This window comes from Breoghania sp. (assembly GCF_030066895.1).
In the GTDB taxonomy this organism is placed as follows: Bacteria; Pseudomonadota; Alphaproteobacteria; order Rhizobiales; family Stappiaceae; genus Breoghania.
Window position 1 is genome coordinate 1 of record NZ_JASJAV010000030.1, and the last position, 23,958, is coordinate 23,958.

Here is a 23,958-nt window from a genome sequence, read left to right on the forward strand (position 1 = left end):
CAGTTACATAAAGAAATATTATAAATAAAACCATAAATTTATTAACTATTATTACACTTACTACCAAGAATAGTAAAGACGCATTAATAGCGAACCATCTATATAGACGCCCGGACCAAGGGCTCATCGGCTCTACGGTGCCATCAACAACACTGTCATTCTTTTTGTATTCTAGAAGAATTATAATCGGTTCAGTATATAATTTTTTTTAACTTGTCGTGATAATACGAAAAAATCGAAATGCCAATTGCAGTTCAAATTTAGAATTACTATGATCAATACTTCTTAATATTTTAATAATTTTACATCTCTGCGCCCGCCGTTTCCCCTTCCCAGATATCGTCAACCCCAAGCATACTCCGTTGAATACCAATCCAGCCAAGGCAAATTCTTGGATAAGATCCAGAAAAACAATGAGCAATGGAGCACCTTTCGTTCAATCGCAACGAATATTTCCCTTACGGCATCACCATGAATATAAATCAAATAGGGAATTTTTCACTCTTTAAAACTTTGTCTGGCAACGCTAACCCTTCTCTTAGACCAATGCAGTTCTCTCCCAGCGTGCCACCGTCCCGTCAAGGTGCTATCACTTAGTTGAGCGGGCCTTATCCCACCTTGCGCCAGATATCGTTGGCGCAGGCGAGCTGGATGCGGTTGCGGCCGTTGGACTTGGCCAGATAGAGCGCTTCGTCGCCGCGTTGCAGGATCTCGCTCTGCGAGCGCCCGTTTTCGGGATAGACCGCAACGCCCGCGCTGATCGTCACCGAGAAGGCGTTGCCGTCATTGTCGACGAAGGGCATGCGGGCCACCGCCTCGCGCAGGCGTTCGACGACCGTCAACCCGGTTTCGCACCCCTCATCCGGCAGGCAGACGACGAATTCCTCGCCGCCCAGGCGAGCGGAGAAATCGCCCGCACGCAGACAGTTGCGGATCGTATCGGAGATAGCCACCAGCACCTGATCGCCGACCGCATGGCCGTAGCTGTCATGACCTTCTTGAAATGGTCGACATCGACCATGACGACCGCCATCTCGCGCTGCGCCGCCTCCGCCTGTTTCAGGTGGAGGTCGAACCGCGGATCGAAGCTGCGCCGGTTCAGCATGCCGGTCAGAGGATCGCGCTCGGTGAGCGAGGACAGGTGCGCGTGGGTCTGCTCGATATTGGCCGCCATTTCGTTAAAGGCGTTGGCGAGCGCGCCGATCTCGTCGGTCCGCTTCACGCCGGTACGGGCGGAATAGTCGCCGCGGCGAAACTCGGTGATCGAGCCCACGATGTCGTTGACAGGATCGACCACGTAACGGGCAAGGCGCAGGTTCACATACATGATGAACAGGATCACCATCAGCCCGATGGCGACCGTCAGCCCGTAGATGCGCTGGCTGGAGAGGCGCCCCGCCGTCAGCCGGGCATTCACGTCGTCCGTGACTGCGGAGATCATGTCCTCGATGCGCGCACTGAGAACGGCGACATCCGTATCGAAGGTCTCGGCGGTGCGGGCGCCCCCGGGGACGGCTTCTATCGGATCAAGGCGCAGGGAAAGGTTGCGGAAGCCGGTATCGGGCGATGCGTCGTCAGATGCGTCAGCCACCCTCGTTCGACAGGAGGCATCGGCAAGGGCGCGGGCCTGATCGCGGACGTCCAGCCATCGGGCATAGACCCGATATGTCTGTTCCTGCACCGAGGGCCATTCGCCGACCGCCCTTCCTTCGGACGACAGCAAAACTGCTCTGGACCTTGTCGAAGGACTCTTCCAGTTCATTGCGCGCCTTTTCCGGATCGTCACGGTGTTCCGACAGGAACCACATCTGGACGATGAGAGCGGAATGCAGCACCGCCACCTGAAGATCGCGCATGGCGTTGGTGGCGTGCACGTAATAGGGCACCTTGGCAACGTCCCGGCTGAGCGGGAGATAGCCCCACAGCGAATTCGACAGGAAGACGACGAGCAGCGGCACCACCACGGCGGCACCTGCAATAGCAAAGCTGCGTCTCAGTTTTCCTGCAGTCATCTTGCGGTACTACCCCTTGGATCCCAGCCTGCGGACTCGATATGACCACTTGGGGGCCAATAAGGCCTTGCCTCTCTAAAGGCGCTTGAAATGGAATGATAAAATTGAACATACCACGTACATGATCCGTCCATTTTCCGCACAAAGCCGCGATGAACCCCGGCTCCTTGCGATTTCTACGGGGTCCAATTTCTTAACCCTGTCCCCAACTGTCCGCAGACCGCTTCGGCAGGTTGGCTCTTGTTATTGCCTGCGGGCGGGATTACCTCCCAATCCATGACCAAGACCCAGACGCCCCCGCGCGCGCTCAAGCGCCCCGCCGCCGCCGCCCATCACGGCATCACCAAAACCGATGACTACGCCTGGCTGAGCGCCGACAACTGGCAGGAGGTGATGCGGGATCCTTCCGTTCTGGACGCGGATATTCGCGCCTATCTGGAGGCCGAGAACGCCCACACGGATGCGGCGATGGCCGATACCGAGGCCTTGCAGAAGACGCTCTTCGAAGAGCTGAAGGGACACATCAAGCAGGACGATTCTTCCGTCCCCGCCCCCGACGGCCCCTATGCCTACGCGACGCGCTACGAGACCGGCGCGCAGCACCCCAAGATCGTGCGCACCCCGCGCGAGGGTGGCGAGGAGACCGTATTGCTCGACGCCAATGCGCTGGCCGAGGGTAAGGCCTATTTCCGGCTGGCCGATGCCGACCATTCCACCGATCACAAGCTCGTCGCCTGGTCGTGCGACGAGGCAGGCTCCGAATTCTTCACACTCAGGATCCGCGACGCGGAGACGGGCGAGAATCTTGCCGACGAAATCCCGGAGACGAGCGGCAGATCGGTCTGGGCCAATGACGGCAAGACGCTGTTCTACGTCTGGCTCGATGCCAACCACCGTCCGTGCAAGGTCTTCCGTCACACGGTCGGCACACCGCGCGAGGACGACGTCTGCATCTACGAGGAGAAGGATCCCGGCTTCTTCGTCGGCGTCGGCAAGACCCAGTCGGGGCGCTACATTGCCATCGACATCCACGATCACGAGACCGCCGAAGTCCGGCTGATCGACGCCGATCAGCCGACCGGCGCACCGAAGCTCGTCGCCCCGCGCAAGACGGGCGAGGAATACGACATCGACCATCGCGACGACACGCTTTACATCCTCACCAACGCCGACGAGGCGGAGGATTTCAAGATCGTCACCGCGCCGATCGCAGCGCCGGGACGCGAGAACTGGTCGGATCTCGTTCCCCACAAACCCAGGCGGCTGATCCTGTCGCTGACTGTCTACCAGAACCACATGATACGGCTGGAGCAGGAGAATTCGCTGCCGCGCATCGTCATCCGCCGCCTTGCGGACGGCGTCGAGCACGCGATCGCCTTCGACGAGGAAGCCTATTCGCTGGGAGCCAGCGGCGGCTACGAGTTCGACACTGCCACCATGCGCTTCTCCTATTCCTCGATGACGACGCCGACGCGGGTCTACGACTACGACATGGACACGCTCGAGCGCACCTTGCGCAAGGAACAGGAAGTGCCCTCTGGCCACGATCCGGACGCCTATGTTACCCGCCGGGTGATGGCGACGGCGCAGGACGGCGAGACGGTACCGGTCACCCTGCTCTATGCCAAGGACACGCCACTCGACGGCTCCGCGCCGTGCCTGCTCTACGGCTACGGGTCCTACGGCATTTCCATTCCGGCGAGCTTTTCCACCAACGTGCTGTCGCTGGTCGATCACGGCTTCGTCTATGCGGTGGCGCATATTCGCGGCGGCAAGGACAAGGGCTTTGCCTGGTACGCCAACGGACGGCGCGAGCACAAACTCAACACCTTCACCGACTTCATCGCCGCCGGCGAGCATCTGGCGAAGGAGAAGTTCACCTCACGCGGCAAGATCATCGCGCATGGAGGATCGGCCGGCGGCATGCTGATGGGCGTCGTCGCCAACCGGGCGCCGGATCTGTTTTCCGGCATCATCGCGGAGGTGCCCTTCGTCGACGTACTGACCACCATGCTCGACGACACGCTGCCGCTGACGCCGCCGGAATGGCCGGAATGGGGCAACCCGATCGCGGACAAGGCAGCCTATGAGTACATCGCCGCCTATTCGCCGATCGACAACGTCACGAGCCAGGCCTATCCGGCGATCCTGGCGGTCGGCGGGCTCACAGATCCGCGCGTGACCTATTGGGAACCGGCCAAGTGGGTTGCGAAGCTGCGCGAAAAGAAGACCGACGACAATCCGGTCCTCTTGAAGACCAACATGGATGCGGGCCATGGCGGCGCATCGAGCCGCTTCGACCGGCTGAAGGAAGTCGCCTTCAACTGGGCCTTCGCTCTGAAGATTGCGGGCAAGGCCTGAGGAAACGGACGACGGAGGTGTGACGAATGTCTCGCTTCCAGTTCCCTCACTCCGGACTGAGCCTGCCGCTCGAAGCTACGTGGCTTCCGCACAATCCATCCGTCGTCATCCCCCGGCGAAGTCCGGGAGATCCATCATCCTCAGCATATGCCGCTGTCTGCTGAATTACCCGGACGAAGCAGGGCAATGACGGTGGAGAGTGTCGGCCGTAACGGGGGCTAACCGCGCCCCTGTCGGCGCCTCACGGCATCGGCACGGAGCCGACTTCACGGGGCACGTTGTAGCCGCGCTGCACCGCGGGGTGGGCGGCGACCGTCTCGTACCAGCGTTTCACATACGGGAACTCGTTCATGTCGATGTTCTGCCACTCGAAACGCGAGGCCCACGGCCAGATCGCCATGTCGGCGACGGAATAGTCCCCGGCCACGTATTCGTGCTGCGAAAGCTGGTGGTCGAGCACGCCGTAAAGACGCGTGGTCTCCTTGCCGAAACGCTCTTCCGCATAATCCGACTTGCCCGGATTGAAGTGCAAGAAATGGTGCGTCTGGCCGAGCATCGGGCCGAACCCGCCCATCTGCCACATCACCCATTCCACGACACTCCACTTGACCGCCTCGTCACAGGGCATGAACCGGCCCGTCTTGCGCGCCAGATACATCAGGATCGCGCCCGACTCCATCAAGGACATGCCGGTTTCCCGATCCACGATGGCCGGGATCTTGGCGTTGGGCGACACTTTCAGGAAATGCGGCTGGAACTGTTCGCCCTTCAAGATGTCGACGGCGAAAGCCTCGTATTCGAGGCCGCATTCTTCCAGCATGATAGAGACCTTGCGCCCGTTGGGTGTGATCCAGGTATACAGATCGATCACGAGATTACTCCCCCCTGTCAGCGCCGAAGTCGAGCTCAGCCCTTGGACTTTTCGTATTCGGCGACCGTCTGGGCGGCTTCCTTGAAAGCAGTGTTGGCGGCAGGAACGCCGCAATAAATGGCACTCTGCATGAGGATTTCCTTGATGTCCTCCGGCTCCAGCTCGCCTTCGAAGAGAGTTGTGCGCACATGCATGACGAATTCTTCCCAGCGTCCCAGCGACCATCATCGTCAGCACCAGGAGCCATCGCGTCTTGTGATCGAACCGTTTTCGCGTCCAGATCTCACCCCAGGCATAGCGGGTAATGAGATCTTGGAAATCCGACGAAAAATCCGTTTTACTGGCCTCAGCCCGGTCCACATGGGTATCGCCCAGCACCGTGCACCGCGTCTTCATCCCCAGATCATGCTGCTCGCCTTCGTCCATGGACACATTCCTCCTTGTTGATCTTACGGATGAAAAGGTGGAGCGGCACCCTGACGCCAGCGGCGGCTGCGGTCAACCGGCAAGCGATGCCTCACGAAGTCGCCCCCACGCTCCGATCACGAAAATGTTGGCTTCTCCCCTCGCGTTCTCAAGCGCGTGTGAGTTCGGCACAAGTGATTGTCGCAAATGAGAAAAAATCGAGCGCACGGCAAACATTCCCGCATTGGTGCGCTGGCGGTGAACGGTCCGTCCAATGGACGCTGCCCGGCCTCTCTTCCTAGATGCATCGCGCCGCAACATGTGCGCGCCGGATCGAGGATGCGCCATGACGAAACGCAGCAATCTGCCCAAGCCTGCCAAACCACCTGAAGGAGTTATCATGGTCCGCCTTGCCGCCCGCGCCATTACCGGTATTGCCACCGCCGGTCTTGCAGCCAGCCTCATCGTCAGTCTGGCCGCCGCCGAGCCTGTCGCCTACACGGTCGACAAGAGCCACAGCTCGATCTTCTTCTCCGTCCAGCATCTCGGCTTCTCCACCATTCACGGTCACTTCTCCGACTACGACGCCGACATCGTGCTAGATGAAGACAACCTGGCCAACTCCAAGGCCAAGATCACCATCAACATGGGAAGCCTCGACACCTTCTGTGATCCGCGCACCGAGCACCTGAAGACGGCCGACTTCTTCGATGTCGAGAAGTTCCCGAAGGCGACCTTCGTCTCCAAGACCTTCAAGAAAACCGGCGACGACACCGTCGCGGTGACCGGCGATCTGACGCTGCACGGCAAGACCAAGGAAGTCACGCTCGACTTCACCGTGAAGAAGGTCGGCCAGAACCCGATGGCCAAGGTCAAGGCGATCGGCCTGGTGGGCACGACGACGCTGCTGCGCATCGACATGGAACTGGATCAGAAGCAGTAAGTGTCGACCTGACACGCCTGCTTGCGCCGGGCTGAGCGCCCTCCCCGCGTACGACGTGCCGCTTGCCCGGCCCGTCGTCCCGGCCCGGCGAACTTCCCAAGAGGTTTCGCGATGCTTCGCAATACCCCCAACGGCTACGGTCTCATCTCCATCGTCTTTCACTGGGCGATGGTCCTGCTGATCCTGGCGCTCTTCGGCCTCGGCCTTTACATGACGGGCCTGCCGCAGACCGAGTCCGGCACTTTCGCGCTCTACCAGTTGCACAAGTCGCTGGGCTTCACCGTTCTGGCGCTCGTCGCGGTGCGGCTGTTGTGGCGTCTGGCCAACCCGGTCCCGCGCCTGCTCGACGTGATGCCCGGATGGGAGCGTGCAGGCGCCCATGCCGGACATTTAGCGCTCTATTTCCTGATATTCGCGATCCCGCTTTCCGGCTGGCTGATGGTGTCGGCCTCGCCCTGGGGGATCCCGACGGTGCTCTACGGCGTGCTGCACGTGCCGCATCTGCCGGTGCCCGCAGCGCTTGGCGACAAGGCGGCTGCGGAAGGAACCTTGAAGGGCGTGCACGAAATTCTCGCCTGGGCGGTGATTGCTCTGGCCGCCTTCTATGCCGCTGCCGCATTCAAGCACCATCTAATCTCTCGCGACGATACGCTGCGCCGCATGATTTCCACGCGCCCAGCGCGCACCTAACATCGCGCGCCTGAGATATCGCGCACCTCAAGACCTTCCGGAGTGATCCCGATGAACAAACTGATCGCGGCCGTCGCCGCGCTTGCCGCTCTCGCCGTCCCGGCCCTTTCGGCCACGGCTTTCACCGCCACCGCGGCCAATGCCGCTGACGCCACTGAATGGACGGTCGACCACGATGTCTCCAAGCTCATCTTCAAGGTGCGCCAGGGCAAGAAGGTGATTACCGGCTAGTTCGGCAAATGATGGGATGCCGCGATCAACATGGATCCCGCCGCCCCCGAAACCGCCACCATCAAGGTAACGATCGATACGGGCAGCGTGGCCACCGACGACGGCCAGATGGGTCAGACGCTCACGGGCTATGCGTGGCTCAACTCCGGGTCCTTCCCGACGGCCACGTTCACCTCCGATGAGATCGTCTCCACCGGCGAGGGTACGTACGACGCCTTGGGCACGCTCACCATCAAGGACATCGCCATGCCGATGACCCTGCCCTTCACGCTCAAGGTCGACGGCGACACCGCGAAAGCCCAGGGCGGCAGCACACTGGAACGCCAGGACTACAAGATCGGTTCTGACGTCGACGAAGAGACGCTCGACGGAACGGTCAAGGTCGCGTTCGATCTGGTGGCGAAGAAGAGCTGAGGCAGCTGGACTGCGTTCACTCCCAGCCGTCATTGCCCGGCGCAGTCCGGGCAATCCAGCAGCCAACGGCATATGCGGAGAGTGTTGGATCCCCCGTACTTCGCCGGGGGATGACGACGGGTGTGTTAGCGGATGAAAGGCCCGGCCCTCACAACGACCCGGCCGCATCTGGCGTCGTCGCCTCAGTGGCTCAGCACAAGTCAGTCAGCACAAACCGGACTGGCGCAGGATGTTGTAGGCCTGGATGATCTGGCGCAACTGCTCTTCGGTGGAGCGGTCACCGCCGTTGGCGTCCGGGTGGAGCTGCTTCACCAGTTCCTTGTAACGCGCCTTGATGGCGGTGGAATCCGCCCTCTCGTCGAGATTGAGCTTGTTCAGCGAGCGCTTTTCGAGCGCCTTGATCTTGCGCCGACGCGGCGGCTCGCGGTGGGCCTTGGCTTCCCCGTCGAAAAACTGAAACGGATCCTGAGCATCCGCATTCCAGGTGCGGCGGAAGGGCTTGTGCTCGTCTGGGCCCTTGTTGGTGCCCATCTTCCAGGTCGGACGATGGCCGGTTAGGGCGTCCTTCTGATAGGCGCGCACCTGGGTGTCGTCCATGCCTTCGAAATAGTTGTAGCTCTTGTTGTAGAGGCGCACGTGATCGATGCAGAAGTGCAGGTATTTGCCTTCCGCGCCACGTCCACACGGAGCCTTGTGGGTGCCGGGACGCGTACACCCTTCCCACTGACAGCGCGGCACATCATCGGCGCGCGCACGCTCCTTGTCCGGCTTGATCCGGATGCTGTCGAAGATCTTTGAATCGAGTTTCATCGCGTCCAAGTATGATCCCGTGACACAGGGCCGACAACCATGGCACCCGCGCGATCGAAGGCTATATAGGAACGGTTCGCCCCGAATCCACACGCGCCGACGCAGGCAATCGAGGCAGGCTAGTCAGACAGGGTTACCAACGGATCAACCATGACAACCAAGGCGACAATCGAGGAAAAACTCACCAGGGCTTTTTCCCCCACATCTCTCACCGTCATCGACATTTCGGATCGTCATGCCGGACATGCGGGCTGGAAAGAAGGAGGAGAAACACATTTCAGAGCTGAGGTGGTGTCGCAAGCCTTTGCCGGCAAGTCCCGGATTGAAACCCACCGGATGGTCAACGAAGCGTTGGCCGAGGAGCTCAATAATGGCGTTCACGCCCTCATGATCAAGGCCCGAGCCGAGTAGCGCGCATCTTTTTTGTCCGCGGTGCAAAAACCGGGGAGAAACCAGGGCGGATGGCTACCCCTCCGGGCCCCATTTCTCTCGTTCGTCATCCCCCGGCTTCGTCCGGGAGATCCAGCACTCTGCGGGCGTGACGCTGCCCGCCGAATTGCCCGAACTTCGCCGGGCAATGACGGTGGAGAGATTGGCCGGGACGGACAACGTCCCACGGCAGGCAGCCTCCCGCCTACTCCCCCGTCTTCGCCACGTTGGCCAGCGGCAACAGCTTGAGCCGGATGATGCGGTTCTTCTCCTTGTGCAGCACCGTGAAGCGAAAGCCGTAGAAGGTGAAGGCCTGACGCTCCTCCGGGATCATGCGTGCCTCGTGGATGACGAGGCCCGCAATCGTCGTGGCCTCCTCGTCCGGCAACTCCCAGTCGAACGCGCGATTGAGGTCGCGAATTGGGACGGCCCCATCCACCACGACCGATCCGTCGTGCTGCGGGCGCACGCCCTGGACGACCACGTCGTGCTCGTCGGAAATGTCGCCGACGATCTCCTCCAGAATGTCTTCCAGCGTCATCAGCCCCATCACCTCGCCGTACTCGTCGACTACGATGGCGAAATGGAACTTGCGCTTCAGGAAAGCATTGAGCTGGTCCTGCAGCGTGGTCGTGTTGGGCACGAACCACGGCGGGGTGGAGATCTGCTTCATGTCCACCTGCGAGAGATCGCCGTCCACCTCGCGCACCGCGCGCAGAACGTCCTTGGCGTGGACGATGCCGATGATGTTGTCCGGGCTCTCGCGCCACAGCGGCAGGCGGGTATAGGGGCTCGCCAGAACCTGATCGACCAGTTCGGCAGAACTGTCGTCGGCGTTCAGCGTCTGCATGTTGGTGCGGTGGATCATGACGTCGGAGACTTCCAGATCCGCCAGATCCAGCAGACCGCCCAACCGGTCGCGATCCGCCTTGACGAGACCGCCCTCCAGATGCTGCAGGTCGACCGCGCCGCGCAGCTCGTCGCGCGCCGACAGCACGTCCGCGCCCTCCTCCACCGACACGCCGAACATGCTGAGAAGCTTGCGCACGAAGATCTCGATGGCCGCAATGGGCGGACCGAACACCGCCACGCAGAACCGCACCATCGGCGAGACAGCAAGCGCGAAACGGTCAGGCTCGCCGATCGCCCAGGTCTTCGGCAGAACTTCGGAGAAGATCAGCACCAGAAGCGTCATCACCAGCGTCGCGTAGGCGACGCCGCCGTCGCCGATCGACAGGAACAGCGACGTGGCCAGCGAGGAGGCCAGGATGTTGACGAGGTTGTTGCCGAGCAGCAGCGCGCCGATCAGCCGCTCGCGCGAGAAGATCAGCTTGGCGACGATGCCCGCACGCTTATCCCCCGACTTCTCCATCTGGTGGATGCGTGCCCGCGAGACGGCGGTGAGCGCTGTCTCCGAGCCGGAGAAGAACGCGGAGAACACCAGAAGCACCAGAATCGCGACAACGGTTATCCAGAACTCGCTGCCGAGCCCCGGGATCACGTCCAGCACGCCGTCCAACCTGTCAAGCATCACGCTTTGTCGCCGCTTCGCTCAAGAAATCCTTCCACCGCATCCCGGTCCACGTCCTTTTCGATGAAGGATCGACCGATGCCGCGTGTGAGGATAAACGTGAGCGCGCCGCGCGAAACCTTCTTGTCCTGCGCAATATAGCGCATCAATTCGGGAATCCCGGGCAGTTGACCCGGGATGTCCGACATATGGGTGGGCAGGCCGACCTTTGCCAGATGTTGCTCCACACGTTCCGCATCGGCTTCAGAGCACAGGCCTTGTTCGGCGGAGAAACGGTGCGCCAGTACCGTGCCGATGGCAACTCCCTCGCCGTGCACCAGCAGCGCGCCGTCATAGCCCACGCCGCGCTCCAGCGCATGACCGAAGGTGTGACCGAGATTGAGAAGGGCGCGTACCCCGTCTTCGCGCTCGTCCATCGCCACCACACGGGCCTTGGCCTCGCACGAATGGGCAACGGCCTTGATGCGCGCCGGGCCGCCTTCGAAAATGCCCGACCAGTTTTCCTCCAGCCAGGCGAAGAAGTCAGGATCGTCGAGCAGCCCGTATTTGGCGATCTCAGCATATCCGGCGCGGAAATCGCGCGGGGTAAGCGTGTCGAGCACCTTGGTATCGGCCAGCACCAAGGCGGGTTGGTTGAAGATGCCGATCAGGTTCTTGCCGTGGCGGGTGTTGATGCTGGTCTTGCCGCCAACAGAGCTGTCAACCTGGGCCAGCAGCGTGGTGGGCACCTGCACGAAGGGCATGCCACGGCGCACGACACCGGCCACGAAGCCCGCCAGATCGCCGATCACGCCACCGCCGAGCGCGGCCACCACATCACCGCGCTCAAAGCGGGCGGCAAGCAGCCGGTCGCACAGATCCTGAAAGACGGGAAACGACTTGGAGCCCTCGCCCGGCTTGACGGTGAAGGTCTCGTGCTCGAGGCCCACCGCCTCCAGCGAGGCCTCGAAGGCGGGCAGATGGTGTTTCGCCACCGTCTCGTCGATGACGATGGCGACGCGGGAGCCGGGGAAGAGCGCGGCGATGCGCGCGCCCGATTCCGCGATCAGACCGTCGCCAATGACGATGTCATAGCTGCGCTCACCAAGATCGACGCGCACGGTCCGGCATGTCTGCGTATCGATCACGCCGTCTGCTGCAATCGAACCTTCGCTCATGGCGCCACCTTGTTGCTGATTAGCGATCATCGTTTTCGCGCAGATGCGCATTCATCGCCACCACGACCTCGCTCACGACCTGTTCGTGCGGAACATTGCGCGAATCGACGGAGATATCGACTTCGGCATAAACCGGCTCGCGCTGCTCCATAAGACGACGCAGGACGCCTGCGGGATCCGGGTTTTGCAGAAGCGGACGGTTCGTGCGGCGGCTGACGCGGTCAAACAGCGTATCGAAATCGGCCCGCAGCCATACCGAGACGCCCGATTGCGCGATGAGGCGCCGGGTATCAGCGTTCATGTAAGCGCCGCCGCCGGTCGCCAGCACCTGCGGCCCCTGACCGAGCAAACGCGCGATCACGCGGTGTTCTCCGGCGCGGAAATAGCTCTCGCCTTGGCGGTGGAAGATCTCCTCCACGGTCATGTTGGCGGCCTGCTCAATCTCGGTGTCGGCATCGACGAAAGGCAGTTTCAGCCGGGCGGCGAGCTGTCGGCCGACGCTGGACTTGCCGCCCCCCATCATGCCGACGAGCACGATCGTGCGCTCGCCCAACCGGGCGCGCAGATCCTGCGCAGCGGCCATCTCCGCGTGCCCGTCGCCCGCGGATTTCGCCTCTTTGGACTTGCGATCGTTTGTTTCCGGCTCTGCCACGCTCACGTGGCGACCCTCCTTGTCAGTCACCGCTTCGATACCCTTGCGCTGCATTCTCCCGCCACCTCCCAGGGAGAACGTCCTAGCTTTGAGCCTACGGCGTGGCGCTCTGTCAAGCGTCGCGGGGCGCCATACGCATCGCAGGCGTGCGCAGGCTGATTTGTCACGCGGACTTGTCACAACGGGCGACTCGTCGGAAAAAAGGACATACGCCGTATCCGGTGATGCAGGGAGGATCGCCGAATTGGGGCGCGTCCGACATCCCGGCAAGCCGAGACACCGACTTGACCAACCTTGCCGGGACCGGCATGACCGGTGATACATGCCGACACTGACACGCTACATTTTCGTTCTTCTCGTCCTTGGCGGGCTCGGCTACGCCGCCGTGTGGGCGCTCGCCAACAAGGTCGAGCCAACACCTCACGAGATCACCATTCGGCTGCCTTCTGACAAGATCGACCAGGCGGACCATTGACGCGCATGGCCCCGTCTTGCGGCGGGATTGCATATTGCCTTGAGGACCATTGCCTGAAATGAGCGCCTCTCATCTGATCGAGACCTTTCTGGAAATGCTGGCCGTAGAGCGCGGGGCGGCACTCAACACGCTGGAAAGCTACCGGCGCGATCTCGACGATTATTCGGAATTCCTGATTTCCCGCGGCACGGATGCGAAAAAGGCGCTGAGCGAGGACATCTCCGCCTATCTCTCCGATCTCACCGGACGCGGTTTCGCCACCACCACGCAGGCCCGACGGCTGTCGGCGCTTCGCCAATTCTACAAGTTTCTCTACGCGGAAAACATGCGAGGCGACGATCCAACCGGGCCGATCGCCGCGCCGAAATCGCGTAAGAGCCTGCCCGGCACGCTCAGCGAGGCGGAGGTCGACCGGCTGATCGAGGCGGCCCGCTTCAACGCGTCGATCAGCGGCCAGAGCACCGCGCGCGAATTGCGCGCCCACCGGCTCTACACGATGCTGGAGCTTTTCTACGCTACGGGCCTGCGCGTTTCCGAACTGGTCAACCTACCGATCGGGGCGACGCGCTCGGGCGCGAAGATGATCATCGTGCGCGGCAAGGGCGGGCGCGAACGCATGGTGCCGCTGTCAGAGCGCGCCAGCGCGGCAATGCGCGAATACACGACACTGAGGAATGCGGCGGGCGCCTATTCGGGCAGCCCGTGGCTTTTTCCCTCCTTCGGCAAGACCGGTCATTTCACCCGTCAGGCCTTTGCGCGCGACTTGAAGGCGCTGGCCGTCGGCATCGGCATTCAGGCCAACAAGGTATCGCCGCACGTCCTGCGTCACGCCTTTGCCAGCCACCTTTTGCAGAACGGCGCCGACCTGAGGATCGTGCAGCAATTGCTGGGGCACGCCGATATCTCCACCACGCAGATCTACACGCACGTTCTGGACGAGCGGTTGCGCAAGCTGGTCGATGAGCATCATCCGCTGGCCAAGCGCAAGGGATCAAGGTATAGGGTACGCAGACAATCGGCGTCTTGAGCAAACGTCCCTCGCCCCTAAAATATTGTCATACCCGCGAAGGCGGGGATCCAGAATTCCAGAGACACCGGTTTTATATCCAAAGGCGAGATCATGGGGTTACTGGATCCCCGCCTACGCGGGGATGACAATCGTTCTGGCGGATACATGGTGGACAGAATCAAAAACCTTGCTGCCATTCCATTATTTTACCGCTCAAGGCTACCGCCCCGGGATCACCGGAGAACGCGGCGTCGCCGCCTTGCGCCTGTCTGTTTTCTCAAGAGTATTGAAACGGTTTTGCGCTAGCTTGGACATCACATTTCCAAAAGGACTTGTCTGGCGCACATGACTTCCTCGACCGCAATCGTTTTCGGCGGAGCCGGTTTTATCGGTACGCACCTTCTTCGACACCTCGTGGCGCGCGGTGACTACGCGCATGTCATGTGTGCCGACATCCGCGATCCCAAGCGTCTGGTTGCCGGCGTCGAGTACCGGACCTGCGACGTGCGCGAGGCGATTGATGCGGACAAGTTCGGTCCGGCCTCGATCATCTACAACCTCGCAGCCGTTCACACCACGCCGGGTTACGAGGACTGGGAGTACTACTGGACCAACGTTCTGGGCGCCACGCATGTGTGCGACTACGCGCGAGCTGTGGGCTGCGAAACGATGGTATTCACCTCCTCCATCTCCGTTTACGGCCCCTGCGAGGACGCCAAGGACGAGCACTCCGCGCTGGAGCTCAATTCGGCTTACGGCCGCTCCAAGTATCAGGCGGAAGAGATCCACCGCGCCTAGACACATGCGGACACGACGCGTCGGCTTCGGATCGCACGCCCGGCGGTCGCCTTCGGCCCCGGCGAGGGCGGCAACTTCACCCGGCTTGCGGGGCTAATGAAGAAAGGTCGGATGATCTATCCGGGCCGCAAGGACACCATCAAGGCCTGCGGTTATGTGGGCGAGCTGATCCGCATGTTCGATTTCGCGCTCGAGCGCGAAGAAACCGAGATCACGTTCAACTTCGCCTATCGCGAACGCTACACGACGGAACAGATCTGCAATGCCTTCCAGCGGGTCGCAGGCTTCAAGGCGCCGATCGACGTGATCCCGCTTCCGCTCATGATGATGGGCGGGTTCGCCTTCGAGGTGCTGAACCTTCTGGGCAAGAAGACCTCGATCAACCAGGCGCGGGTGATGAAGCTGGTGAACTCCACCAACATCGTGCCGACCGTATTGCCCGATATGGGTTACGAGTACGAGACGGACCTCGAAGAGGCCCTGAGGCGCTGGCAGCAGGCGGAGTCGACTGGCGAATTCGTCTGAGGGCGGGCGGAGGATTAAGAAGCCCGACGGAACGCGGTGCCGTTTGTCCCGGCAAGCGTCACAGTGACGGTCATCACTGGCAAGCCCCGCGTATGCCCCAGCAAAATGCCTCTGGCTCGATTGTCATCCCCGCGCAGGCGGGGAACCCAGTAACCACAGGATTTCGCTCACGGAGCAGGGACACCAGCCTCACGAAGTGCTGGATCCCCGCCTGCACGGGGATGACAGTCAGGGGCAAAAAGTGCCTCTTCCGCACTCTCCGCTCGAAGTACCATCGAGCGTGCAGTCACCACGACACCATTCCCCTACTCTTCTCCCCACCGAACCCAGCGCCCGTGGAAAGTCGGCGCGGGCAAGCGTTCTGTGCTCATTCCCCGGCCACAAGGTGAGCGTCACGGCGCAGCCCGGTGATTTGCCGTCGGCCTCGATGGCGAGCCAGGCGATCGGAGATGCCTTGCCCGCGCGTTCGCCTGCCTGCCTGACGATCTCGGCAAACCGCTCCCGGTCCGCATCCGGCAGGTATTGCAGCACGATGGAATGGTAGATGACGCGACACCGGCCCGGCTCGGGCCTAGCAAGCTGGCGTTCCAGCTAGTCGAGCGCATCCGCGTTCTCGATCTCCAGCGAAGCCTCGCCTGCCAGCGCGAGCGCCTTGTTCAGCCGCTCCATCCGGTCGATCTGATCGGGCCAAGTGTAGGATTTCAGCCGCAGGACATCGTCCGCCCGATTCGGATCCAGCGGATTGTGATCGCAGCCGCGCCGCGCGACGATCCTCGGCACGACGGCAAGCGGCGTCGGGTCGTGCCATTCGGGCGCAAGCGTCACCGGCAAGGCGGAGTTGCCCGCAACGACGTTCTTCATCTCGTGTCGATAGAGATCGGGGCAGAGATTGAGCCCGGCGCTGGAACCGATCTCCAGAAGGCTCAACGGCAAGGCGATCGCCGCCGTGACCTCCATCAACCCGGCCATCACCATCGAGGATCGGCGCACCTCGTTGATCTGCGGCAGGCGGTCGAGATAGTCTCACACAGGAACCGCTCATGCTATTTCACCGGCGCTTCACCGCCGCCACCAATGCGGGGCGCAGGCGGTCGGCATCGAAACCGTCGGCCTGAGGCGGATAGTAGGCGGCAAGCTCGCGCGCCACACCGTCGAGAACGAGACGATGGAGAGCACCTGCAAGGCGCAGCGGCACCGCATCACCCTTGAACGAGGGATCGCCGAACCAATCGGCGATCCGCGTTCTCAAGGCGCCTTCGGGCAGCCCCTCTTGCGCAAGCATATCCATCAGCCCGCCCATGAAGGGCGAGCCGAGATCGCGACAGAAGCCCGCCTGACGGGCAAATGAGGCGCGGATCTTCTCCGGCCAGACGCTGTTCGAGGTCGGACGGACCTCACCCAAGGTTGAGTTCCTTGAAGAAGTCGTTGCCCTTGTCGTCGATGACGATGAAGGCGGGGAAGTCCTCGACCTCGATCTTCCAAACCGCTTCCATGCCGAGTTCCGGATATTTCAGACACTCCACATGCTTGATGCAATCCTGGGCGAGACGCGCGGCCGGGCCACCGATGGAACCCAGATAGAAGCCGCCGTGAGCCTGACAGGCGCGGCGCACCTGGGCCGGCCGGTTGCCCTTGGCGAGCATCACCATGGAGCCGCCCGCGGCCTGGAACTGGTCGACGAAACTGTCCATGCGGTCCGCCGTGGTCGGGCCGAAGGAGCCGGACGGCATGCCTTCCGGCGTCTTGGCCGGACCGGCGTAGTAGACGGGATGGTTCTTGATGTAGTCGGGCAGCGGCTCGCCGTTTTCCAGCCGTTCGCGCAGCTTGGCGTGCGCCGCATCGCGGGCCACGATCAGCGGGCCGGAGAGCGACAGCCGCGTCTTGATCGGGTGCTTGGTCAGTTCGCCGAGGATTTCCGACATGGGACGGGTGAGATCGACCTTCACCACGTTGTCGGACAGGTGATCGTCGGTCACCTCCGGCATATATTTCTCGGGATGCATCTCGAGCTGTTCGAGGAAAATGCTATCCTTGGTGATTTTGCCGGTCGCCTGCCGGTCGGCCGAGCAGGACACACCAAGACCGATCGGCAGCGAGGCGCCGTGGCGCGGCAGGCGGATCACACGCACATCGTGGCAGAAATACTTGCCGCCGAACTGAGCGCCGACGCCGGAGGCCTGGGTCAGCTTGTGGATCTCGGCTTCCATCGCACGGTCGCGGAAGGCGTGGCCGAGCATCGAGCCCTGTTCGGGCAGGTTGTCGAGATAGCGGGCCGAGGCGAGCTTCACCGTCTTGAGGTTCAGCTCCGCGCTGGTGCCGCCAATGACGATGGCCAGATGATAGGGCGGGCAGGCGGCGGTGCCGATCGTCAGAATCTTTTCCTTCAGGAAATCGATCATCCGGTCGTGGGTCAGCAGCGCGGGCGTGCCCTGGAAGAGGAACGTCTTGTTGGCCGAGCCGCCGCCCTTGGCCATGAACAGGAACTTGTAGGCGTCATCGCCCTCCGCATAGAGCTCGATCTGCGCGGGCATGTTGTTGGCGGTGTTCTTCTCTTCGAACATCGACAGCGGGGCGAGCTGCGAATAGCGCAGGTTCTTGTGGAAGTAGGCATCGCGCGCGCCCTCCCCCAATGCCGCCTCGTCGCTGCCGTCGGTCCAGATGCGTCGCCCCTTCTTGCCCATGATGATGGCGGTGCCGGTGTCCTGGCACATGGGCAACACGCCGGCGGAGGAAATGTTGGCGTTCTTCAGTAGATCGTAGGCGACGAACTTGTCGTTGTCGGTAGCTTCCGGGTCGTCGAGGATCTTGGCCAATTGCTCCAGATGGCCTGGGCGCAGGTAATGGTTGATGTTCTTGAACGCCTCCTCCGCCAGAAGCCTGAGACCTTCGCGCTCCACCACCACGACCTCTTCTCCGCGAAACGTATCGACGGAGACATGGTCAGAGGTGAGCTTGCGATAGGGCGTGGTATCGGCCCCGAGCGGCATCAGTGAGGTGTGGGTATAGGCGGGGGGCGTCGTCGGCTGGACGGTCATGTCGCGTCTCTCTCCCAATTGCGCGAAGATCGGTGAGCCGCGTTTTACGCGCAATGACGCGAGAGGCCAAGAGAAAGCGCAACGTCAGGTCGGGACCGCTATCCCCGTTCAGATTGGGTTCAGCGTAGCGCGCGTAGGAGATCGTCAGGCAGGCCGTTGAGGGGACGGTTCCGCCGGATGCACGTAACCATCTGCAAGTGGCCGATCGGAAAAAGGCCAGCCAGCAACAAGAGATCTCCCATGCCCGCGTTTCTGTCGCGTTATGCTACGCCCTTCACAACAGGCCTGTTTCTCGTCTCCCTGATCTCGGGCATCACCCTGTTCTTCCATGTGGGACAAGGCCTGTTCCACTCCATGCACGAATGGCTGTCGATGGTGCTAATCGTGCCCTTCGTCCTGCATCTGTGGAAGAACTGGCGCCCCCTCCAGAGCTATTTCAAGCGTCCGGGCATGGCCATCGCGCTGGGCCTGTCGCGGGTCGCGGCCGTCACCTTCATGGCGCCGAGCGGCAACGAGAGCAGCGGAAATCCGATGATCGCCGTCCTCGGCAAGATCCAGCAGAGCCCGATCGAAACGGTCGCCCCGATCTTTGGTCTGACCGGCGACAGCCTGGCCGAAGCGCTGAAGGCGCAGGGCTACACGAGCGCTGAAGGCGCAGGGGGCTACACGGCCGTCTCCACCGATACGACGCTCGGGCGATGTGGTCAAGGCGAGCGGCAAGTCGCGTTTCGACATGGCCCGCACGCTCGGATCCCTGTGAGGGAAGCGAATCCGATCGCACCTCACGGCACCGATTTTCAAGAAAATCCCGGTTCGGCCAGTCCGAGCCGGGATTTTTATTGCCGGCTCATCATCGTGTTTGACAGAGTGCGGAAAGCGGCGCCGAACAGCTTCGGGCCGTGCGAAGACGCAGTCAAATGCGCCGTGTTACGGGCCTTGCGCGGCCGTCGCCTGTTATCATCTGCCACACTCGCACCCCATCCCTGCGGAAGGTTCTGCGAGGTGCCGACGAAAACTGTTGTGGCACCGCACACCGGCTCTGGAACTTTTCCGGATCATGCCCTAACTTGGCTCGAACGCCGCCCTCGAATTCGGGCGAGAGCGTGCCGGTTCCCAGAATGGGCGGCTTCCTTCGGCAGGGGGAAGCGCCGACGGGGCGACCGGCCTGACGGCGCTCGAGCCCGGTAAGCGCATTTTTCCCACCCGCGCCGGACGAGAGCCCCAAACAATGGATTTGACCCCAGCCCGCAATCGGCGGGCATGTGGAGGGCCGATGACGGACGAGACGACGACTAGCGCCGAAATGCCAGACATGAAAATCTCGGTTCGCCAGATCTTCGGAATCGAAAGCAATCTGGAAGTTTCCGCCTATTCCAAGACGAGCGAACATGTTCCGGAAATTGATCCCGACTACCTGTTCGACCGTGCGACGACGCTCGCGATCCTTGCGGGATTTGCGCGCAACCGCCGCGTGATGGTCACCGGGTATCACGGCACCGGCAAGTCGACCCATATCGAACAGGTCGCCGCTCGGCTCAATTGGCCGTGTGTGCGCGTCAACCTGGACAGCCACATCTCGCGTATCGACCTGATCGGCAAGGATGCCATCGTCGTGCGCAACGGCCAGCAGGTCACCGAGTTCCGCGACGGCATCCTTCCCTGGGCCTATCAGAACAACGTCGCACTGGTCTTCGACGAATATGATGCGGGGCGTCTCGACGTGATGTTCGTCATCCAACGCGTGCTGGAATCGTCCGGCCGCCTGACGCTGCTCGACCAGTCGCGCGTTATCCGTCCACACCCGGCCTTCCGGCTGTTTGCCACGGCCAACACGGTTGGCCTCGGCGACACCTCCGGCCTCTATCACGGCACCCAGCAGATCAACCAGGCCCAGATGGATCGCTGGTCGATCGTTGCCACGCTGAACTATCTGCCGCACGACAACGAGGTGAACATCGTTCTGGCCAAGGCCAAGCACTTCCAGAACGAGGAAGGCCGCGAGACCGTCTCCAAGATGGTGCGCATGGCTGACATGACCCGCAACGCCTTCGTCAACGGCAACCTGTCGACCGTGATGAGCCCGCGCACCGTCATCACCTGGGCGGAGAACGCGGAAATCTTCGGCGATCTCGGCTACGCCTTCGTCATCACCTTCCTCAACAAGTGTGACGAGATGGAGCATTCCGTCGTGGCGGAGTTCTACCAGCGCTGCTTTGGCGTTGAACTGCCTTCATCCTCGGCCAACGTGGTACTGAGCTAAGCGCTGGGCGGGGATTTCAGGCTATGGCGTCGAATTCGGGACACGGCAAGGGCGAAGGCTGGAACGAACCGTTCAAGCGGGCGGTCGCGGCCACCATGCGTGCCATATCGGGCGAGGAGGAGCTGGAGGTCATCTTCTCCTCCGACCGCTCCTCGCTGGCCGGACAGAAGGCGCGGCTGGCCGAGTTGCCGCGCAAACCCAGCGCGCGCGATCTCGCGGTAACGCGGGGCCAGGGCGATGCCATGGCGCTACGGCTTGCCTGTCACGATGCCAAGGTGCACCGGCAATTCGCGCCTCCGGGCCAGGAAGCGCGCGCTATCTACGAGGCGGTGGAGCAGGCGCGCTGCGAGGCCATCGGCGCGCGCCGCATGACGGGTGTCGCCGAAAATCTCTCCGCCATGCTGGACGAGCGCTACGTGCGCGCGGGCTATCAGGATGTGAGCGAGCGTTCAGAAGCCCCGCTGGAAGAAGCGCTGGCGCTGCTGGTGCGCGAAAAGCTGACCGGCGCGCAGCCGCCGGAATCGGCCAAGCCCGTCGTCGATCTGTGGCGGAGCTGGGTGGAGGACCGAGGCGGCGCGGCGCTCGACGACCTGCTCTCGCGCATCGACGACCAGAAAGATTTCGCCGCAGGCGTGCGCTCGCTGCTCGCCGCTCTCGATCTGGCCGAGGATTTCCGCAAGGAGAGCGAAGACGAGGGCGAGAACCAGCAGCCCGAGGAAGGCGAGGACGAACGCTCGGAGACCTCCACCGGCGACAGCGACGAGGCGGAGGGCGAAGACTCCATCGAGTCGCAGGAAACCGAGATGCCGGGCTCCGAAGAGCAGACCGGCGAGACGGAGGCCGGCGACACCTTCGCGGACGATTTCCACGAGCAGGAAGGCGATACGGAAGCCGAGGATGCGGGCGGGGCACAGCGTCCCGATCAGCCGCTCAGCAATCAGCCACAGCCCGACTACAAGGTCTTCACTACCCGTTTCGACGAGGTCGTGCACGCAGAGCACCTGTGCGAGACGGAAGAACTCGACCGGCTGCGCGCTTTCCTCGACAAGCAGCTCGTCAACCTGCAGGGCGCAGTCTCGCGGCTTGCCAACCGCCTTCAGCGCTGCCTGATGGCGCAGCAGAACCGTTCCTGGGATTTCGATCTGGAAGAGGGCCTGCTCGACACAGCGCGCCTGCCGCGCCTGGTCATCGACCCGATGCAGCCGCTCGCCTTCAAACAGGAAAAGGACACCAATTTCCGCGACACGATCGTCACGCTGCTCCTGGACAATTCCGGCTCCATGCGCGGACGGCCGATCACGGTGGCGGCGACGTGTGCCAACATTCTGGCGCGTACGCTGGAGCTCTGTGGCGTGAAGGTGGAAATCCTGGGCTTCACCACACGGGCCTGGAAGGGCGGACAGTCGCGCGAGGCGTGGCTTGCAGCGGGCAAGCCGGTAACGCCCGGCCGCCTCAACGACCTGCGCCACATCGTCTACAAGGGGGCCGGCGCTCCCTGGCGGCGGGCACGGCGCAATCTCGGCCTGATGATGCGCGAGGGGCTGCTGAAGGAAAACATCGACGGCGAGGCGCTGGAATGGGCGCACACGCGGCTTCTCGGCCGCCCCGAACAGCGCCGCATCCTGATGGTGATCTCCGACGGTGCCCCGGTCGACGACAGCACGCTGTCGGTCAATCCAGGCAATTATCTGGAGCGTCACCTGCGCCATGTCATCGAGGCGATCGAGACGCGCTCGCCGGTGGAGCTGATCGCCATCGGCATCGGCCATGACGTAACGCGCTACTATCAGCGCGCGGTTACCATCGTCGATGCAAAGGAACTGGCCGGCGCCATGACCGAGCAGCTCGCCGCACTGTTTGAGGAAATGCCCCATCAGGGCGGCGGTCGGGGCGGTCGCGGCCGTCACCGCAGACACGCGTGAGAAAGTATCGCACCGCAGCGGCGAGCGCAGTCGCGGCAGGTCTTTGCCTCGTGCTCGTCGCAACCGGTTTTGCACTCGGGGCTGACCGCTGCACGCTTGCGCCCGGGCGGCACGATCTCACGGTTCGTTATGAGCCCCTTCCCTCCTTCAAGGTGCGCGATCACGCGCTCACCCGCTTCGGTGCGCTGAGGTGGCTGGGCGGTGGCGTATTGACCTCCCCCAATCCGCATCTGGGCGGGCTGTCGGGCATCAAGAGGTTCGACGGTAGCAAGAGGCTGCTTTCCATTTCCGATAACGGGCTGTGGTTCTCGTTCTATCTGAAGATCGACGACACCGGCGCGCCGGTCGGTATCGGCAAGGCGTGGGTCGGGCCAATGCTGGATCAGGCGGGCCAGCCGATGATCCGCAAGTCGGAGGCGGATTCGGAAGGACTGGCGCTGCGGCCGCGCGCCGACGGGCGCACCGACTATCTTGTTTCCTTCGAAGGCAGGCCGCGCATTTTCGTCTATCGCGACGAGGCGGCCGCCGCCGACAGAAAGCCCCTGCCGCTTCCCGCCGATATCCGCCGTTATCTTGGCGGCAACCGCGGACTGGAGGCCCTCGCCCATGCGACAACCGGCTGCCGGGCTGGATCATCTCGGCGGACGGCCACATCACGCAGTTCACGCTTCAGGCCAGCGACAACTACGCGGCGACCGATGCCACCTTCCTGCCTGACGGCGATCTCGTGTTGCTGGGAACGGCGCTTCAATCTCTCCCAGGGCGTCGGCATGCGCCTGCGCCGCTTTCCCACCGCGTCCTTGCGAAAGGCCGACGGGCTAACAGGAACGGTTCTTCTGGAGGCCGACCTCTCCTATCAGATCGATAACATGGAAGGTCTGTCGATCGACGTGGACAAGGCCGGGCGGGTGCTCTTCACCATCATCTCCGACGACAACCGCTCCATTCTGCAACGCACGCTGCTGTTGCGCTTCCAGCTGATGGATGCAGAGACGGCCGCGCCGACGGCGAAGCCTGCGCGCTGAGGCAAACCGACGGTCACAAGTTCCCCTCTCCCATTGGGAGAGGGTTACGGTGAGGGATGTCGACCTCTCATGGATACTGACAACTCTCATCCCCTCACCCGGCGCATGCGCGCCGACCTCTCCCCATGGGAGAGGTGATGAGGGCTCGGAAGCCCCGTTAAAATACGAATGCCGCACGCCATCTGGCCAAACCGCGACGTCACATCGCGGCTTTCCGGCGAAGTTTTTGAAATACCGGGCGTATCGCCGTTTACACTCCTCGAAGGGCCGCACCTTGCGAGTGGAATTTCCCCTGAAATGGCTCAAATATCGGAAATCCGCCACTTTTGAGGTGTTCCGTTACGCCGTTACACAGGCTTGTAAACGTCTTGTTTACCACGATATCCGAAAGTCGTCGCTGCAG

Annotated in this window: 25 protein-coding genes and 2 pseudogenes; 15 read left to right on the forward strand and 12 right to left on the reverse strand. The window is 62.2% G+C overall.

Annotation, left to right across the window (positions count from 1 at the left end; translation table 11 throughout):
• Positions 1–608: 608 nt before the first annotated feature.
• Genes QNJ43_RS22805 through QNJ43_RS22815 form a run of 3 tightly spaced genes read right to left on the reverse strand, consistent with a single transcriptional unit; the run spans position 609 to position 2,012 of the window.
• Positions 609–953 carry a GGDEF domain-containing protein gene (locus QNJ43_RS22805; RefSeq protein ID WP_300473441.1) on the reverse strand — a complete coding sequence of 115 codons (345 nt, stop codon included), beginning with the start codon at positions 951–953 and terminating at the stop codon, positions 609–611.
• Positions 839–1,591, reverse strand: coding sequence for a HAMP domain-containing protein (locus QNJ43_RS22810; protein WP_300473444.1), 753 nt, complete (start codon positions 1,589–1,591; stop codon positions 839–841). The genes QNJ43_RS22805 and QNJ43_RS22810 overlap by 115 nt, the downstream gene beginning before the upstream one ends.
• Positions 1,584–2,012 carry a hypothetical protein gene (locus QNJ43_RS22815; RefSeq protein ID WP_300473446.1) on the reverse strand — a complete coding sequence of 143 codons (429 nt, stop codon included), beginning with the start codon at positions 2,010–2,012 and terminating at the stop codon, positions 1,584–1,586. The genes QNJ43_RS22810 and QNJ43_RS22815 overlap by 8 nt, the downstream gene beginning before the upstream one ends.
• A 276-nt stretch (positions 2,013–2,288) precedes the next feature.
• Between QNJ43_RS22815 and QNJ43_RS22820 the strand changes: the two genes are divergently transcribed.
• The gene (locus tag QNJ43_RS22820) at positions 2,289–4,373 is read left to right on the forward strand and encodes a S9 family peptidase (RefSeq protein ID WP_300473449.1); all 2,085 of its coding nucleotides are present in this window, start codon (positions 2,289–2,291) and stop codon (positions 4,371–4,373) included.
• A gap of 241 nt (positions 4,374–4,614) precedes the next feature.
• On the opposite strand, the gene QNJ43_RS22825 is transcribed toward QNJ43_RS22820, so the two are convergent.
• Entirely contained in the window at positions 4,615–5,244 is a 630-nt protein-coding gene (locus QNJ43_RS22825; RefSeq protein ID WP_300473451.1) for a glutathione S-transferase N-terminal domain-containing protein, read from the reverse strand.
• A 35-nt stretch (positions 5,245–5,279) separates the two neighbouring features.
• Positions 5,280–5,670, reverse strand: a pseudogene (locus tag QNJ43_RS22830) (carboxymuconolactone decarboxylase family protein).
• Between the two features lie 379 nt (positions 5,671–6,049).
• Between QNJ43_RS22830 and QNJ43_RS22835 the strand changes: the two are divergent.
• The 4 genes from QNJ43_RS22835 (at position 6,050) to QNJ43_RS22850 (ending at position 7,927) form a co-directional block, all read left to right on the forward strand.
• A complete protein-coding gene (locus tag QNJ43_RS22835; protein ID WP_300473452.1) occupies positions 6,050–6,592 on the forward strand; it encodes a YceI family protein in 543 nt (180 codons plus the stop codon).
• A gap of 111 nt (positions 6,593–6,703) precedes the next feature.
• Positions 6,704–7,282 (forward strand): cytochrome b, encoded by a 579-nt coding sequence (locus QNJ43_RS22840; RefSeq protein WP_300473455.1) that lies wholly within the window; start codon positions 6,704–6,706, stop codon positions 7,280–7,282.
• A gap of 51 nt (positions 7,283–7,333) precedes the next feature.
• Positions 7,334–7,513, forward strand: coding sequence for a hypothetical protein (locus tag QNJ43_RS22845; RefSeq protein WP_300473458.1), 180 nt, complete (start codon positions 7,334–7,336; stop codon positions 7,511–7,513).
• 24 nt (positions 7,514–7,537) lie between these two features.
• Positions 7,538–7,927, forward strand: coding sequence for a YceI family protein (locus tag QNJ43_RS22850; RefSeq protein ID WP_300473810.1), 390 nt, complete (start codon positions 7,538–7,540; stop codon positions 7,925–7,927).
• A gap of 204 nt (positions 7,928–8,131) precedes the next feature.
• On the opposite strand, the gene QNJ43_RS22855 is transcribed toward QNJ43_RS22850, so the two are convergent.
• Positions 8,132–8,737 (reverse strand): J domain-containing protein, encoded by a 606-nt coding sequence (locus QNJ43_RS22855; protein ID WP_300473461.1) that lies wholly within the window; start codon positions 8,735–8,737, stop codon positions 8,132–8,134.
• Positions 8,738–8,887: 150 nt separating this feature from the next.
• On the opposite strand from QNJ43_RS22855, the gene QNJ43_RS22860 reads away from it, so the two are divergent.
• Positions 8,888–9,148, forward strand: coding sequence for a BolA family protein (locus QNJ43_RS22860; protein ID WP_300473464.1), 261 nt, complete (start codon positions 8,888–8,890; stop codon positions 9,146–9,148).
• Between the two features lie 223 nt (positions 9,149–9,371).
• On the opposite strand, the gene QNJ43_RS22865 is transcribed toward QNJ43_RS22860, so the two are convergent.
• Genes QNJ43_RS22865 through QNJ43_RS22875 form a run of 3 tightly spaced genes read right to left on the reverse strand, consistent with a single transcriptional unit; the run spans position 9,372 to position 12,437 of the window.
• Complete coding sequence (locus QNJ43_RS22865) at positions 9,372–10,697, reverse strand: HlyC/CorC family transporter (RefSeq protein ID WP_300473466.1); 1,326 nt, start codon at positions 10,695–10,697, stop codon at positions 9,372–9,374.
• A complete protein-coding gene (gene aroB, locus QNJ43_RS22870) occupies positions 10,697–11,854 on the reverse strand; it encodes a 3-dehydroquinate synthase (protein WP_300473468.1) in 1,158 nt (385 codons plus the stop codon). Before aroB ends, QNJ43_RS22865 begins: the two co-directional genes overlap by 1 nt.
• A 19-nt stretch (positions 11,855–11,873) precedes the next feature.
• The gene (locus QNJ43_RS22875) at positions 11,874–12,437 is read right to left on the reverse strand and encodes a shikimate kinase (RefSeq protein ID WP_300473812.1); all 564 of its coding nucleotides are present in this window, start codon (positions 12,435–12,437) and stop codon (positions 11,874–11,876) included.
• 391 nt (positions 12,438–12,828) lie between these two features.
• On the opposite strand from QNJ43_RS22875, the gene QNJ43_RS22880 reads away from it, so the two are divergent.
• The 5 genes from QNJ43_RS22880 (at position 12,829) to QNJ43_RS22900 (ending at position 15,313) form a co-directional block, all read left to right on the forward strand.
• Positions 12,829–12,981 carry a hypothetical protein gene (locus tag QNJ43_RS22880; RefSeq protein ID WP_300473470.1) on the forward strand — a complete coding sequence of 51 codons (153 nt, stop codon included), beginning with the start codon at positions 12,829–12,831 and terminating at the stop codon, positions 12,979–12,981.
• A gap of 58 nt (positions 12,982–13,039) precedes the next feature.
• Entirely contained in the window at positions 13,040–14,008 is a 969-nt protein-coding gene (locus tag QNJ43_RS22885; protein WP_300473473.1) for a site-specific tyrosine recombinase XerD, read from the forward strand.
• A 124-nt stretch (positions 14,009–14,132) separates the two neighbouring features.
• Entirely contained in the window at positions 14,133–14,339 is a 207-nt protein-coding gene (locus QNJ43_RS22890) for a hypothetical protein (RefSeq protein ID WP_300473476.1), read from the forward strand.
• Positions 14,336–14,788, forward strand: a complete 453-nt coding sequence (locus QNJ43_RS22895; RefSeq protein ID WP_300473478.1) for an NAD-dependent epimerase/dehydratase family protein — start codon at positions 14,336–14,338, stop codon at positions 14,786–14,788. Before QNJ43_RS22890 ends, QNJ43_RS22895 begins: the two co-directional genes overlap by 4 nt.
• Positions 14,789–14,899: 111 nt before the next feature.
• On the forward strand, positions 14,900–15,313 hold the full coding sequence (locus QNJ43_RS22900; protein WP_300473480.1) for a hypothetical protein: 414 nt from the start codon (positions 14,900–14,902) through the stop codon (positions 15,311–15,313).
• Positions 15,314–15,541: 228 nt separating this feature from the next.
• Here the strand turns inward: QNJ43_RS22900 and QNJ43_RS22905 are convergent.
• The 3 genes and pseudogenes from QNJ43_RS22905 to QNJ43_RS22915 form a co-directional block, all read right to left on the reverse strand.
• A pseudogene (locus QNJ43_RS22905) lies at positions 15,542–16,321 on the reverse strand (DUF2332 domain-containing protein).
• A gap of 40 nt (positions 16,322–16,361) precedes the next feature.
• Positions 16,362–16,715: a DUF2332 family protein gene (locus tag QNJ43_RS22910; RefSeq protein WP_300473483.1), complete on the reverse strand. Its 354-nt coding sequence runs from the start codon at positions 16,713–16,715 to the stop codon at positions 16,362–16,364.
• A complete protein-coding gene (locus tag QNJ43_RS22915) occupies positions 16,708–18,348 on the reverse strand; it encodes a fumarate hydratase (protein ID WP_300473485.1) in 1,641 nt (546 codons plus the stop codon). The genes QNJ43_RS22910 and QNJ43_RS22915 overlap by 8 nt, the downstream gene beginning before the upstream one ends.
• Before the next feature lie 240 nt (positions 18,349–18,588).
• Between QNJ43_RS22915 and QNJ43_RS22920 the strand changes: the two genes are divergently transcribed.
• The 4 genes from QNJ43_RS22920 to QNJ43_RS22935 all read left to right on the forward strand — a co-directional run bounded on the left by QNJ43_RS22920 (position 18,589) and on the right by QNJ43_RS22935 (position 23,555).
• Positions 18,589–19,536 carry a DUF4405 domain-containing protein gene (locus QNJ43_RS22920; RefSeq protein ID WP_300473488.1) on the forward strand — a complete coding sequence of 316 codons (948 nt, stop codon included), beginning with the start codon at positions 18,589–18,591 and terminating at the stop codon, positions 19,534–19,536.
• 85 nt (positions 19,537–19,621) lie between these two features.
• On the forward strand, positions 19,622–20,608 hold the full coding sequence (cobS, locus tag QNJ43_RS22925; protein WP_300473490.1) for a cobaltochelatase subunit CobS: 987 nt from the start codon (positions 19,622–19,624) through the stop codon (positions 20,606–20,608).
• Between the two features lie 23 nt (positions 20,609–20,631).
• Positions 20,632–22,530, forward strand: coding sequence for a cobaltochelatase subunit CobT (cobT, locus tag QNJ43_RS22930; RefSeq protein WP_300473493.1), 1,899 nt, complete (start codon positions 20,632–20,634; stop codon positions 22,528–22,530).
• Positions 22,527–23,555, forward strand: coding sequence for an esterase-like activity of phytase family protein (locus tag QNJ43_RS22935; RefSeq protein ID WP_300473495.1), 1,029 nt, complete (start codon positions 22,527–22,529; stop codon positions 23,553–23,555). The genes cobT and QNJ43_RS22935 overlap by 4 nt, the downstream gene beginning before the upstream one ends.
• The last annotated feature ends 403 nt before the right edge of the window (positions 23,556–23,958 follow it).

Bases quoted from the DNA above. Each gene is read 5' to 3' on its own strand.
- QNJ43_RS22815 (WP_300473446.1), bottom strand. From the start codon at position 2,012: ATGACTGCAGGAAAACTGAGACGCAGCTTTGCTATTGCAGGTGCCGCC.
- QNJ43_RS22820 (WP_300473449.1), top strand. From the start codon at position 2,289: ATGACCAAGACCCAGACGCCCCCGCGCGCGCTCAAGCGCCCCGCCGCC.
- QNJ43_RS22835 (WP_300473452.1), top strand. From the start codon at position 6,050: ATGGTCCGCCTTGCCGCCCGCGCCATTACCGGTATTGCCACCGCCGGT.
- QNJ43_RS22840 (WP_300473455.1), top strand. From the start codon at position 6,704: ATGCTTCGCAATACCCCCAACGGCTACGGTCTCATCTCCATCGTCTTT.
- QNJ43_RS22845 (WP_300473458.1), top strand. From the start codon at position 7,334: ATGAACAAACTGATCGCGGCCGTCGCCGCGCTTGCCGCTCTCGCCGTC.
- QNJ43_RS22855 (WP_300473461.1), bottom strand. From the start codon at position 8,737: ATGAAACTCGATTCAAAGATCTTCGACAGCATCCGGATCAAGCCGGAC.
- QNJ43_RS22860 (WP_300473464.1), top strand. From the start codon at position 8,888: ATGACAACCAAGGCGACAATCGAGGAAAAACTCACCAGGGCTTTTTCC.
- QNJ43_RS22865 (WP_300473466.1), bottom strand. From the start codon at position 10,697: ATGCTTGACAGGTTGGACGGCGTGCTGGACGTGATCCCGGGGCTCGGC.
- aroB (WP_300473468.1), bottom strand. From the start codon at position 11,854: ATGAGCGAAGGTTCGATTGCAGCAGACGGCGTGATCGATACGCAGACA.
- QNJ43_RS22875 (WP_300473812.1), bottom strand. From the start codon at position 12,437: ATGGCCGCTGCGCAGGATCTGCGCGCCCGGTTGGGCGAGCGCACGATC.
- QNJ43_RS22880 (WP_300473470.1), top strand. From the start codon at position 12,829: ATGCCGACACTGACACGCTACATTTTCGTTCTTCTCGTCCTTGGCGGG.
- QNJ43_RS22885 (WP_300473473.1), top strand. From the start codon at position 13,040: ATGAGCGCCTCTCATCTGATCGAGACCTTTCTGGAAATGCTGGCCGTA.
- QNJ43_RS22890 (WP_300473476.1), top strand. From the start codon at position 14,133: ATGACAATCGTTCTGGCGGATACATGGTGGACAGAATCAAAAACCTTG.
- QNJ43_RS22895 (WP_300473478.1), top strand. From the start codon at position 14,336: ATGACTTCCTCGACCGCAATCGTTTTCGGCGGAGCCGGTTTTATCGGT.
- QNJ43_RS22900 (WP_300473480.1), top strand. From the start codon at position 14,900: ATGATCTATCCGGGCCGCAAGGACACCATCAAGGCCTGCGGTTATGTG.
- QNJ43_RS22915 (WP_300473485.1), bottom strand. From the start codon at position 18,348: ATGACCGTCCAGCCGACGACGCCCCCCGCCTATACCCACACCTCACTG.
- QNJ43_RS22920 (WP_300473488.1), top strand. From the start codon at position 18,589: ATGCCCGCGTTTCTGTCGCGTTATGCTACGCCCTTCACAACAGGCCTG.
- cobS (WP_300473490.1), top strand. From the start codon at position 19,622: ATGACGGACGAGACGACGACTAGCGCCGAAATGCCAGACATGAAAATC.
- cobT (WP_300473493.1), top strand. From the start codon at position 20,632: ATGGCGTCGAATTCGGGACACGGCAAGGGCGAAGGCTGGAACGAACCG.